Genomic DNA, 12,263 nt, shown 5'->3' on the forward strand with positions numbered 1-12,263 from the left:
TTTCAATGCGGCGACGTTAGGGGCTATAGAGGGGGAAATCGTGGATTGACAGGTTGATAATGGCCGACAAGCCGTCCGACATCGCAACGCTCAGTTTCGAGAAGGCACTTGCCGAACTCGAGCAAATCGTGCGCAGCCTCGAGGGAGGCAATGTGCCGCTGGAGGAATCGATCACGCTGTTCGGGCGTGGCGAACTGCTCAAGGCCCATTGCGACAAGCTTCTGAAGGTCGCGGAGGCCAAGGTCGACAAGATCCGGCTCGATGCCGAGGGCAAGCCCGCCGGGCTCGAGCCTCTGCCTGAAGCCTGATATTCGACGGTCTCCAAGGCGCCCAGCACTCCACCAGAAGGCCGTCATCGCAAAGACGCGTCGAAACAAAGAGTTAGAGCAAAATGATGTTTCCCCTTATGCGCGCTTTGCTCTAGTCTCCCCGGGTGAACACTTTGGCAAACACTTCAGCAACCCCGCTGCTCGACACCATCCATCTGCCGGCCGATCTGCGCCGCCTTCCCGAAGACAAGCTCCAGCAGGTGGCGGACGAGCTGCGCAGGGAGACCATCGATGCCGTTTCGGTGACGGGCGGCCATCTCGGCGCCGGTCTCGGCGTGGTGGAGCTGACGGTCGCCATTCACGCGGTGTTCGACACGCCGCGCGACCGCCTGATCTGGGATGTCGGCCACCAGGCCTATCCGCACAAGATTCTCACCGGGCGGCGCGATCGCATCCGCACGCTGCGCCAGGTGAACGGGCTCAGCGGCTTTACCAAGCGCAGCGAGAGCGAATACGATCCCTTCGGCGCCGCGCATTCCTCGACCTCGATCTCGGCTGGCCTCGGCATGGCGGCGGCGCGTGATCTCGACGGCCGCGACAACAATGTCATCTGCGTGATCGGCGACGGCTCGATGTCGGCCGGCATGGCCTATGAGGCGATGAACAATGCCGGGGCTCTGGGTTCGCGCCTGATCGTCATCCTCAACGACAACGACATGTCGATCGCCCCGCCCGTGGGGGCGATGTCGGCCTATCTGGCCCGGCTGGTTTCGGGTGGCACCTACAAGAATTTGCGCGATTTCGGCAAGATGCTGGCCAAGAAACTGCCGCGCTTCTTCTACGACAAGGCCAGGCGCACCGAGGAATATGCCCGTGGCTTCTGGACCGGCGGCACGCTCTTCGAGGAGCTCGGCTTCTATTATATCGGCCCGATCGACGGGCATAATCTCGACCATCTCCTGCCGGTGCTCAAGAATGTCAGGGACCAGGCCGACGGTCCCGTGCTGATCCATGTCGTCACCCAGAAGGGCAAGGGCTACGAGCCGGCCGAGAACTCGCCCGACAAATATCACGGCGTGGTGAAGTTCGACGTCATCACCGGCGCGCAGGTGAAGGCCAAGGCCAATGCGCCCTCCTATACCCGCATCTTCGCCGAAAGCCTGATCAAGGAAGCCGGCAAGGACGACAAGGTGGTGGCGATCACGGCGGCCATGCCGTCCGGCACCGGGCTGGATCTGTTCGAGCAGGCCTTCCCGCAGCGGCTTTACGATGTCGGCATCGCCGAGCAGCATGCTGTCACCTTCGCGGCAGGCCTGGCCAGCGAAGGCTACAAGCCGTTCTGCGCGATCTATTCCACCTTCCTGCAGCGCGGCTATGACCAGGTCGTCCACGACGTGGCGATCCAGAACCTGCCCGTGCGCTTCCCGATCGATCGTGCTGGCCTGGTCGGGGCCGATGGTGCGACCCATGCCGGTTCCTTCGACGTCGCCTTTCTCGGCTGCCTGCCCAACATGGTGGTGATGGCGGCCGCCGACGAGGCGGAACTCGTTCATATGGTCGCAACCGCGGCCGCCTATGAGGGCGGCCCTATCGCCTTCCGCTACCCGCGCGGCGAAGGCGTCGGTGTCGAGATGCCCGAAGTCGGCGTGCCCTTGCCGATCGGCAAGGGCCGTGTCCTGCGCGAAGGCAGCAACATCGCGCTACTCTCCTTCGGCACGCGCCTGGCCGAGTGCCTGAAGGCCGCTGAGGACCTGGCGGCGCTCGGCCTTTCCGCCACCGTGGCCGATGCGCGCTTTGCCAAGCCGCTCGACGAGGAGCTAGTGCTGAAGCTCGCCCGCGAGCACGAGGTGCTGCTGACCATCGAGGAAGGTTCCGTGGGGGGCTTCGGCAGCTTCGTGGCCCAGTGCCTGGCCGAAGCCGGCGCCTTCGACAGCGGCCTGAAATTCCGCTCCCTGGTCCTGCCCGATGTCTTCCTCGACCAGGACAAGCCGGAGGCGATGTATGCGCAGGCCGGGCTCGATGCTGCCGGTATCGTCACCAAGGTGCTGTCGGTGCTCGGGCGCGATGTCGTAACCGGCGCCAAGCGGGCCTGATGCGCAAGCGCGCGGACGTGCTGCTGGTCGAGCACGGTCACTTCGACAGCCGCGCCAAGGCGCAGGCCGCTATCGCCGCCGGCCTCGTGACTGCCAATGGCAAGCCGGTGCGCAAGGCGTCGGAAAGCCTGGAAGCAGAGGCGGTGATCGAGGCGCAGGCGGCCTTTCCTTTCGTGTCGCGCGGCGGGCTCAAGCTCGAACATGCGCTCGATACATTTCCAGTGCCGGTGGAGGGGCGCGTGGCGCTCGACATCGGCGCCTCAACCGGCGGCTTCAGCGACGTGCTGCTGCGGCGGGGCGCGGCACGGGTCTATGCCGTCGATGTCGGTCATGATCAGCTGCATGCCAGCCTGCGCGGGAATGACAGGCTGATCTCTCTGGAAGGGCAGGATGCGCGCAAGCTCGATCGCGACCTCGTGCCCGACCCCGTCGACCTCGTTGTCGCCGATGTCAGCTTCATCTCGCTGGCGCTGGTGCTGCCGGCTGCACTCGCACTGGCCGCGCCGGGCGCGGATCTCGCGGTTCTGGTCAAGCCGCAGTTCGAGGCGGGTCGCGAACGGGTCGGCAAAGGCGGAGTTGTCAAGGACGAGGCCGTGCATGCCGAGGTCTGCGAGCGCATCGCTGGCCTCGTCTCGTCGCTTGGCTGGAAGGTGCGCGGGATCGTGCCGTCTCCCATCGAGGGCGGGGATGGCAACAAGGAGTTTCTGCTGTCTGCCCAAAGGGTTAGTTTAGCCGAGCTCACAGATTGAATCAGGGGACTTGCGTGTCTGGTTTGAGATTTTGATTCATCTCTTTCAGGCATCGCTTGATGAAGTTGAGATCGTGAATCAGCACGTTGAGACATCGCTGGAACTCAAGATCGAAAGGCTGGGGCATCGCGGCGATGGCGTCGCACCGGGCCCGGTCTTCGTGCCCTATGCCTTGCCGGGCGAGACGATCTTGGCGGAGGTGGCCGGGGAGCGGGGGCGGCTGATCGCCCTGCAGGAACCGAGCCCGGATCGCGTCGAACCTTTCTGCCCCCATTTCACGCATTGCGGCGGCTGCGCCATCCAGCATTGGTCGTTTGAGGCATATCAGGCCTGGAAGCGGGGCCTGGTGGTCGAGGCGCTGAGGCAGGCCGGCATCGAGGCGCCGGTCGAGCCGCTCGTCGATGCCCATGGCCGCGGCCGGCGCCGGGCAACCCTGCATGCCCGCAAGGGCAAGCTCGGCTTCGCCGAGGCACGTTCGCATGCGATCGTCGAACTCGACTCCTGTCCGATCCTGGTGCCGGAACTGAACCGCAGCCTCGAGGCAGCGCGTGCGCTGGAGAAGCACTTGCGCGGTCTCGGCAAGCCGCTCGATCTGGTGCTGACCGCCACGATCACCGGCCTCGACTGCGACATCCGCGGCGCCGGACGCATCGACGACAAGATGCGGCTGAGGCTCGGCGACCTCGCCCAGCAGTTCGACCTGGCCCGGCTTTCCAACCATGGCGACGTGGTGATCGAACGCCGGGCGCCGGTGGTGCGGTTCGGAACGGTGGAGGTTTCACCGCCGCCCGGCGCGTTCCTGCAGGCGACGGCCGAGGCGGATATCGCTCTCACGAGCCTGGTGCGCGAGGGCCTGTCAGGCGCCAAGCGCATCGCCGATCTCTTTTCCGGCTGCGGCACCTTTGCCCTGGCGCTGGCGGATGCCATGCATGTGCAGGCCTTCGATTCAGACAAGCCGGCGATCTCGGCGCTCGACCGCGCCGCCCGCCGGGCCCCGGGGCTGAAGCCTGTCAGCGCCACAGCACGCGATCTCTTTCACCGCCCCTTGCTGGCCGACGAACTCAAGCCTTTCGACGCCGTGGTCTTCGATCCGCCGCGCGCCGGCGCGGAAGCGCAGGCCAAGCGCCTTGCCGCCGCCAGACTGCGCCGTATCGTCGGGGTCTCCTGCAATCCGACGACCTTTGCCCGCGATGCCGCGCTTTTGATTGCCGGCGGCTACCGGCTTGCCAAGGTGACGCCGGTCGACCAGTTTCGCCACTCGGGCCATGTCGAACTGGTCGGCGTGTTCGAGCGAAGATAGCGTTTTGCAATTGGACGGAATCGCCAGGAACCGCAAAATGCTCCTGGTATCGGCGCGTTGATCCAGAGAACCACCTCACCCAGACTGCATTCTGCTCTAGGAAATGCCATGACTTCAGTGCCGCCCCTTCCCACCGCTCTCATCGTCATGGGTGTTTCCGGCGCCGGAAAGAGCAGCATTGGCGAGCGGCTCGGGCTCAGGCTCGGCTGGGCGTTCCGTGACGGCGACTCCTTCCATCCGCCGGCCAATGTCGCCAAGATGCATGCGGGCATTCCGCTGACGGACGAGGACCGGTGGCCTTGGCTCGCGGCCATCGCCGCCTGGATCGACGAGTTGAGAGGGGCGGGGCAACACGGCGTCGTCGCCTGCTCGGCGCTCAAGCGCGGCTATCGGGACGCCCTGCGCGACGGGCATGCGGATGTCCGCTTCGTCTTTCTCGAAGGCAGTGCCGATGTGATCGCGGCCCGGTTGGCCAAGCGCAAGGACCATTTCATGCCGCCGAGCCTGCTCGCCAGCCAGTTCGCCACGCTCGAGCCGCCGGGGCCGGACGAAGCGCCGATTACCGTTTCAATCGATGCGGAGCCCGATGCGATCGTCGCCGACGCGCTCCACCAGCTTGCCCGCTAAAGCGTTTTGCGATCTCTTGGGATCACCAAGAATCGCAAAGACGCGCTGAAACAACGAGTTAGAGCAAAGCAGCGATTATACATAAACGCGCTTTGCTCTCGCACAAAGCGGGTTCAAGTGTGACCGTGCCTTGCTCTGCCTCTTCATGTTGGCGCGTCTTTGCGTTTCAAGCCGCGTCTACCGACCGTAAAACGCCGTAGCCAGGATCGCCTTCATGTCCGCTCCGCTTTCTCCCGAACTCCTTGCCCGCTTCGCCGCCCTTGTCGGCGAGCGCTATGCCATTGCCGATGCGGATGCCCAGCAGCCCTTTCTGAAGGAATGGCGCGACCGCTATCATGGCAAGACGCCGCTGGTGCTGCTGCCCGGCACGGTGGAGGAGGTGGCGGCGATCCTCGAGCTCGCCAACGAAACGGGCACGCCGATCGTGCCGCAGGGCGGCAATACCGGCCTGGTCGGCGGCCAGGTTCCGCATGCGGAAGGCAATGAGCTGCTGGTGTCGCTCAAGCGCCTCGACAAGGTCCGCGCCGTCGATCCCGACAGCAACACCATCGACGTCGAGGCGGGCGTGACCCTGCAACGCGTGCAGGAGGCGGCCGAGGCGGCGGGGCGCTTCTTCCCACTCACCTTGCCGTCGGAGGGAAGCTGTACCATCGGCGGCAATATCGGCACCAATGCCGGCGGCACCGGCGTGATTGCCTATGGCAATACGCGCGACCTGGTGATGGGCCTGGAGGTCGTGCTGCCGGGCGGACGGATCTGGCATGGCATGCGCCATCTGCGCAAGGACAACACCGGCTACGACCTGAAGAACCTCTTCATCGGGGCGGAGGGCACGCTCGGCATCGTCACCGCGGCGGTGCTGAAGCTGTTTCCCAAGCCGCGCTCCGTCGGTACGGCCTTCATCGGCGTCGACAGTCCGGCGGCGGCGCTAGCGCTCCTCAACGTCGCCCGCGAGAACGGCGGCGGTACCGTGACGGCCTTCGAGCTGATGCCGCGCATTGGCATCGATTTCGTCATCCGCCATGTTGCCGACGCCCGCGACCCCATCGACGGCAGCTATCCCTGGTATGTGCTGCTGGAAGTGTCGAACTCCGCCGAGGGCGGCGTGAACGAGGCGTTAGAAGCCATGCTGATGACGGCCTATGAGCAGGGCTATGCCCGCGATGCCGTGATCGCCGCCTCGCTCGAACAGGCCGCCGATTTCTGGCGCCTGCGCGAATTGCTGTCGGAGAGCCAACGTTTCGAAGGCGGTTCGATCAAGCACGACGTCTCGGTGCCGATCCGGCTCGTACCGGCTTTCCTCGACAAGGCCATCGCCGCCGTGGAGGCCTTCATTCCCGGTGCGCGTCCCTTGCCCTTCGGCCATCTCGGCGACGGCAATATCCACTTCAATGTTTCCCAGCCCGTGGGCGGCGACAAGCAGGCCTTTCTGGACAAGTGGGAAAAGACCAACGAGATCGTCCACGCCATCGTCGCCGAGTTCCACGGTTCCATCTCGGCCGAGCACGGCATCGGTCAGGCCAAGCGCAAGCTGCTGCCGGGGGTCAAGGATCCGGTGGAGCTGGAAATGATGCGCGCGATCAAGGCGACGTTCGATCCCAAGGGCATCATGAATCCCGGCAAGGTGCTCTGACCTGTTTAGGCGATCCACCCGATCACACGGGGCAGGAGGGCGCCTTGCTCTCTAACTCGTTGTTCTGACGCGTTTTCTTTATGGAAAGGTCTACCCCTTTTTCCGGAAAACGCTTTATTGTGGCGCGCATATGGTTGGCGTGCGTTCCTTTGGCGTGATCGCCACCGGCGCCGCGACCATCGGGACGGCAGTCACGCGGACACAGGGGCGTTGACGCCGCAGGCGCGGGAGTCGCAAAGGAATGTGATCAGGGAGAGGACGATGCTGCAAGCTTGCCTGAACGGCAGCAGGAGCCGCGATTTCCACCCGGCGCTGCCCTGTACACCGGCCGAACTGGCGCGCGATGCCAAGGCGGCCGTCGAGGCCGGAGCCGAGGAACTGCATGTCCATCCTCGTGGACAAACCGGCGAGCAGAGCCTGGAGCCGGCCGATGTTGCCGCGGCGCTGCAAGCGATCCGCGCAAGCGTGCCGGGCGTGCCGATCGGCATTTCAACCCTGTGGACCATTCCGCCGGTCGGGCGGGCGCGGCAGGCGCCGATGCGCGAATGGCGGATCCTGCCGGACTATGTTTCGGTCAATCTCAGCGAAGAGGATGCGCCGGAGATCATGGCGCTAATGATCCAGCGCCGCATCGGCATCGAAGCGGGGCTGGCTACGGTCGCCGACGCCTTGCGCCTGGTGGCGCTGCCTTCCGCCGAACGATGCCTGCGCGCGCTCGTCGAGATCGAGGAACAGGAAACAGCGGCCGGTCTGCATGTCGCCCACGAGATCCTCGCTGTCTTGCGCCATGCCGGTCTCCGCCTGCCGGTCCAGTTGCACGGCAGCGATCTGACCCAATGGCCGATGCATGACGAAGCCGTGCGCCTGGGTCTCGACCGCCGCATCGGCCTGGAGGACGGCGCCGATCTGCCGGACGGGACCAGGGCTGCCGACAATGCCGAATTGCTGCGCACCGCGGTGGCGCGTGCCGCGCGGGGGAGCGGCTGATCGGGGCTGTTCGCTCCGGCGCCGGGCGATGCGCCGTGAATCTTGTACAGGGGCGAGAAGCGAGCGTCATAGAAACGCTTCATTGATTGGGCCGCTTCGGCGACCGAAAGGGATATGAACAGGATGTTTTGGAAGAGTCTCGGATGCGTGGCGCTCATTTTGGCGCTTCACGGCCCTGCGCGCGCGTCGGATGCGACGCCCATTCTCGTCGTCGATGTCGCAGACCAGCAGGTGCTCTATGCCGAGGAGGCAGGTCGTCCCTGGTTTCCGGCGTCGACGACCAAGTTGATGACGGCCTTCGTCACCTTCGAGGCCATTCGCGCCGGGCGTGTTTCGCTGGAGACGCCGGTGGTCCTTTCCGAGCATGCAGCGAAGCAGAAGTTCCTCGACTCGGGCCTGCATGCCGGCAGCACCATGACGCTTGAGGACGCTCTCTTCGCCGTCATTTCGGGCTCCACCAACGATGTCGCCATGGCCGTTGCCGAGACGGTTGCAGGTTCGGAAGAGGCGTTCGTCAAGGCGATGAACGATGCCGCCAGGCGGTTGGGGATGACGGGCAGCCGGTTCGTCAACCCGAACGGCTTGTTCGATCGCCGGCAGAAGTCGACGGCGCGCGACATGGCGCTACTCGGCATCGCCATTACCAGGCAGTTTCCTGAATATCGCCGCTTTTTCGAAACGTCGGCTGTCGTCATCGACGGCAAGACCGTGGAATCCCACAACGCCTTGCTGACCCGTTTCGACGGCGTTCGAGGCTTGAAGACGGGCTATCTCTGCGCGTCGGGCAACAATGTGGTCGCCCTTGCCGAGAGAGGCGGTAAGCAGGTCATGGTGGTCGTGATGGGCGCGACGACCGAGCGCGAACGCAACGAACGGGCGGCGATGTATTTTACCCAGGCGTTTGCCGGCGAGCTTTCACCCGGTGACAAAACGCTCTCCGCCCTTGCCAACGACACCAAGCGCAGCCCACCCGACATGCGGGCCAAGCAATGCGGCGAGCAAACGCGGGACTATGAGCGCATGCGCGATGCGGCGTATCCGATGGGCCTGCCTGGGCAGACAAGCTATCTCTCGCAGGCTGAGGCTGCCAAGAAGGTACACCAAATCACGACCTGGCTGACTCCCAGGCCTCCCAAGCCCGAAAAAACCTCGGCCACCGCCAAGCCGAAGCGTGGATGACCCGGCGAGGTTCAGTCCTCATCGTAGACAGCTGGACGGGTCACGCAGCCGCGCTGACGATGCACACCGCTGCCGCTTGCGTCCGGAGCCTCGATGCTGGCGCCGACACTGCGTGAGCAATAGGTCGATCCTCGCTCATCGGCGCTATAGGTTGCGCTGCCGACGCTGACACCGGCACTGCACCCGGCCAGGGTCGCCGCGGCTGCAAGCGCGAGAGTGGCGGATAGGAACTTCATCATCGTCTTTCCTTCGGGATCGAATCTCGTCGAACAGGAAGCCGTCCTGTCTCACAAGATTTCGCTAAGAATTTGAACACGCGCCGTTTCCGCCTCCGGCATCGCAAGGGGGAGGGCCGCCAATGGAGTTCACTTGAGGAGGAAACGCTCCGGTTTTTCATAGCCGCGCTCGACCCGGCTATCCAGAATCCGCGCGAAGGGGCTGATATTGCAGTCGTAATTCCGCTGCTCGCTCGTAATGAAAGGCACCTTGAAACCAGAGTTCCGGCAGTAGTGCTGGATTGTCAGAGGCCGCGGCCCAGATCCGGTGCATCCGGCGCCAGTTCGAGCCTATCGGCGGCCGGCGGCCGCAGCAGGGCGGCTGCTTCGCCGGGCTTTGTCAGCGGGTCGAGCCAGAGGGCCACGGCGCCGGCTTCGATCAGCACCGGGCTGCGGTCGCCGAGTGCCGCCAGCGTACCGCTGGCATCGGTGGTGAGAAGGCCGACCGTATCGATTTCGCTGCCGTCATAGCCCGACCAGGTCTCCCAGATCGCCGCCAGGGCCATGAGACCGCCGCCGGGCCGACGCAGCAGATAAGGCCGCTTCGTGCGTCCCTGCTTCTGCCATTGGTAGAAGCCGTCCGCCGGTACCAGGCAGCGTCGCCGCGCAAAGGCGTTGCGGAAGGAGGGCTTCTCCTGCACCGTCTCGGAGCGGATGTTGATCAACAGCGGATAGCCGGCCGTATCCTTGATGAAGGCCGGAATGAAGCCCCACCGCATCAAGGTGAAATGCCGCGCCGAGAAGTCGGCATGCACCACGGCGATGGGCTGGCTCGGCGCGATATTGGCGCGCGGCGGGAAATCCGGCTCCTCGACATAGCCGAACCAGTCCCGCACCTCTCGTGGCGAATGGGTGAGCGCAAAACGGCCGGTCATGACCTTGAAAGGGGTTGCGAGGCAGGATGTCGCCGCCAATAGTGTCACCATGACGGAAGCACCGCGATCCTATCCCCCCCGACCGATTCTCGCAGCCAGCATCGCTCTCTTCCGCCACGGCAAGGTATTGCTGGGCGAGCGGGCGCGAGCGCCGGGTCAGGGCCTGTTCTCGCTGCCGGGTGGTGTGGTGGAACTGGGTGAAACCCTGGAAGCAGCGGTAAGGCGGGAAGTCCGTGAGGAGACGGGGCTGGAGATTGAGATTACCGGTTTCGTGCGGCATCACGAGGTGATCGCCCGTGATGGAGTGGGGGCCGTGCAGCGCCATTTCGTGGTGGCGGTCTTCGTGGGACGTTCGGCGCAGGGCGAACCGCGGCTCAGCGAGGAAACCTTGAGCTTTCGCTGGGCCGATCCCTCGACTCTCGACGACCTGCCACTGACTGACGGGCTGGCCGACATCGTTGCCGCCGCCAGGAGGATGCTGTGAGCGGCCGCCGGATCCTGCCTGCCGCCTTGCTGGCGTTCGCAACGGCTATGGCTGCGGCCTTCGCGCAGACGCCGCCCCCCAGGCCCACGCAGCCGCCGCCGGTGCCGGCGGCGCCCCAGATCGCGCCCTATGAACCGCAATTGCTGCGGCTCGCCGAACTGATGGGCGCCTTGCACTATCTGCGCGGCCTGTGCGGCTTTGCGGATGCACCGGCCTGGCGTGACAAGATGAATGCGCTGGCCGAGGCGCAGGGATTCGACGAGGCCGCCAAGGCTCGCTTCGCCGGTGCCTTCAACCGGGGCTATCGCAGTTTCAGCGAGAGCTACCGCAGCTGCAACGAGGCCGCAGGCACGGTGATCCGCCTCTATCTCGACGAGAGCGCTACCATCATCAAGGCACTGGAAGCGCGTTACGGCCGTTAACGATTAATTTGGAAGTGTCTATTCCTGGGACACCAGCGTGCTATGGTCCGGTGCGCCCGCAGCCATCGCCGCGGCAGGATTTTGTCATGTATGATCGCGTTACCCATCTGAAACAGCAATTCGCCGCAGACGATGCCCGGCGGGCAGCGCTCGACTATCTGCTGCAGGCCTGGGAGGAAGCCATTCTCGATGGCATCGACGGCGATTGCGTGGCCAATGCGGCTCTCTTTGCCGCCTTCAAGGAGTTGGTCGCGACCTATGGCGAGGAGCCCGTCGCCCGCTTTGCCGAGCGCCTGCCGGAGCGGGTGCGCAATGGCGAGTTCACGGTGAAGGGAACCCATCAATAGAATGTGATGGGCGGCTTGGCGCGTCGACCGCGGCCCGACACGCCGCCTCCCGCCTGCCTTCTTTCGGGAAGGGCAACTGTAGTGCTAGGCTGGTGCCAAGCGAATGCCGTGATTCGCCTGATCCCGGATTGATGCCGCCCATGCGCCTGATGACCCTTGCCGTTCTCGCTGCCACCCTGCTCGGCGCCTTGCCGTCGCAAGCGGCCAACGACACGAACAAGAATGCGCCCGGCTCGTCACCGCCCGTCAGCACCCAGACGCCCACCGTGACGGTCACCACGCCCGCAAACGACGACAGCGCGGGCGCTCAGGCCACGCCCCAGGTCTTTTATGGCGACGCCGACTTGCCGGCGCCGGTGAGGGAACTGAGGCAGAAACTGCTAGCGGCGATCAAGACGGGCGAACTGGAATCACTGCGCCCGATCTTTGCCGCCAATGGCGGCAATCCCGATCTGCCCGGCGGCGAGAGCGACGATCCTATTGCGACGCTGAAGCTGCTGGCCGGCGATCCGAAGGGCCGGGAGATTCTCGCCATCATGGAGGACGTGCTCGAGGCGGGCTATGTCCATGTGGATGCCGGCACGCCGCAGGAGGCCTATGTCTGGCCCTATTTCGCGCGTTATCCCCTGAACAAGCTGACCGGCCCGCAGATGGTCGAGCTGTTCCGCCTGATTACCGCCGGCGATTTCCAGGACATGCAGGACAAGGGCGTCTATTCCTTCTATCGCCTCGGCATCAGCCCGCAGGGCAAGTGGCAGTTCTTCGAGGATGGCGATTGAAGGGCGCTCAACAGGGACTCTCCCTGTAAGCCTTGCTGCCGCATCATTTTAATCAAAACCGATGTCGTCGTTTCGGCACGATGCTCTGTCAGTGCTGCATCTGGATATGTGCGACACGACTTTACCTCCTGTCCCCAGGGGCAGGGCGTCCGTGCAACGCGCGCGGGGCTCATGCGTCGCGATATTCGCCCTTCCTTGCCTTTCAGAAGCCTCCTGCATCTCCGGCGCGGTTCACATTACGGCA

At 64.7% G+C, this 12,263-nt stretch carries 14 protein-coding genes; 12 read left to right on the plus strand and 2 right to left on the minus strand.

The features are described from left to right. Positions 1 to 59: 59 nt before the first annotated feature. From J8I29_RS12635 to J8I29_RS12670, 8 genes are all read left to right on the plus strand, one after another. On the plus strand, positions 60 to 308 hold the full coding sequence (locus J8I29_RS12635; RefSeq protein ID WP_105862331.1) for an exodeoxyribonuclease VII small subunit: 249 nt from the start codon (positions 60 to 62) through the stop codon (positions 306 to 308). Between the two features lie 134 nt (positions 309 to 442). Then, positions 443 to 2,362 (plus strand): 1-deoxy-D-xylulose-5-phosphate synthase, encoded by a 1,920-nt coding sequence (gene dxs, locus J8I29_RS12640; protein WP_209431895.1) that lies wholly within the window; start codon positions 443 to 445, stop codon positions 2,360 to 2,362. Further along, positions 2,362 to 3,111 (plus strand): TlyA family RNA methyltransferase, encoded by a 750-nt coding sequence (locus J8I29_RS12645; protein WP_209431896.1) that lies wholly within the window; start codon positions 2,362 to 2,364, stop codon positions 3,109 to 3,111. Before dxs ends, J8I29_RS12645 begins: the two co-directional genes overlap by 1 nt. A gap of 73 nt (positions 3,112 to 3,184) precedes the next feature. Continuing rightward, positions 3,185 to 4,411, plus strand: coding sequence for a class I SAM-dependent RNA methyltransferase (locus J8I29_RS12650; protein ID WP_209431897.1), 1,227 nt, complete (start codon positions 3,185 to 3,187; stop codon positions 4,409 to 4,411). Positions 4,412 to 4,519: 108 nt separating this feature from the next. Beyond that, positions 4,520 to 5,038, plus strand: coding sequence for a gluconokinase (locus tag J8I29_RS12655; protein WP_245196904.1), 519 nt, complete (start codon positions 4,520 to 4,522; stop codon positions 5,036 to 5,038). A 214-nt stretch (positions 5,039 to 5,252) separates the two neighbouring features. Continuing rightward, complete coding sequence (locus J8I29_RS12660) at positions 5,253 to 6,671, plus strand: FAD-binding oxidoreductase (protein WP_209431898.1); 1,419 nt, start codon at positions 5,253 to 5,255, stop codon at positions 6,669 to 6,671. Positions 6,672 to 6,932: 261 nt separating this feature from the next. Beyond that, entirely contained in the window at positions 6,933 to 7,658 is a 726-nt protein-coding gene (locus tag J8I29_RS12665) for a 3-keto-5-aminohexanoate cleavage protein (protein WP_209431899.1), read from the plus strand. 147 nt (positions 7,659 to 7,805) lie between these two features. Next, on the plus strand, positions 7,806 to 8,837 hold the full coding sequence (locus tag J8I29_RS12670; RefSeq protein WP_209431900.1) for a D-alanyl-D-alanine carboxypeptidase family protein: 1,032 nt from the start codon (positions 7,806 to 7,808) through the stop codon (positions 8,835 to 8,837). Between the two features lie 11 nt (positions 8,838 to 8,848). Here the strand turns inward: J8I29_RS12670 and J8I29_RS12675 are convergent, their stop codons facing one another. Beyond that, positions 8,849 to 9,073, minus strand: coding sequence for a hypothetical protein (locus J8I29_RS12675; RefSeq protein WP_209431901.1), 225 nt, complete (start codon positions 9,071 to 9,073; stop codon positions 8,849 to 8,851). 284 nt (positions 9,074 to 9,357) lie between these two features. Then, on the minus strand, positions 9,358 to 9,987 hold the full coding sequence (locus J8I29_RS12680) for an SOS response-associated peptidase (RefSeq protein WP_209431902.1): 630 nt from the start codon (positions 9,985 to 9,987) through the stop codon (positions 9,358 to 9,360). Here J8I29_RS12680 and J8I29_RS12685 point away from each other — a divergent pair. The 4 genes from J8I29_RS12685 (at position 9,986) to J8I29_RS12700 (ending at position 12,019) form a co-directional block, all read left to right on the plus strand. Continuing rightward, on the plus strand, positions 9,986 to 10,471 hold the full coding sequence (locus J8I29_RS12685; protein WP_245196907.1) for an NUDIX hydrolase: 486 nt from the start codon (positions 9,986 to 9,988) through the stop codon (positions 10,469 to 10,471). The genes J8I29_RS12680 and J8I29_RS12685 overlap by 2 nt on opposite strands. Continuing rightward, positions 10,468 to 10,893: a TIGR02301 family protein gene (locus tag J8I29_RS12690; protein ID WP_209431903.1), complete on the plus strand. Its 426-nt coding sequence runs from the start codon at positions 10,468 to 10,470 to the stop codon at positions 10,891 to 10,893. The genes J8I29_RS12685 and J8I29_RS12690 overlap by 4 nt, the downstream gene beginning before the upstream one ends. 86 nt (positions 10,894 to 10,979) lie before the next feature. Then, positions 10,980 to 11,240, plus strand: a complete 261-nt coding sequence (locus J8I29_RS12695) for a hypothetical protein (RefSeq protein ID WP_068284643.1) — start codon at positions 10,980 to 10,982, stop codon at positions 11,238 to 11,240. A 140-nt stretch (positions 11,241 to 11,380) separates the two neighbouring features. After that, positions 11,381 to 12,019, plus strand: a complete 639-nt coding sequence (locus tag J8I29_RS12700; RefSeq protein ID WP_105862322.1) for a hypothetical protein — start codon at positions 11,381 to 11,383, stop codon at positions 12,017 to 12,019. Positions 12,020 to 12,263: the final 244 nt, after the last annotated feature.

It is taken from the genome of Labrys sp. LIt4 (assembly GCF_017813775.1).
Classification (GTDB): Bacteria; Pseudomonadota; Alphaproteobacteria; order Rhizobiales; family Labraceae; genus Labrys; species Labrys okinawensis_A.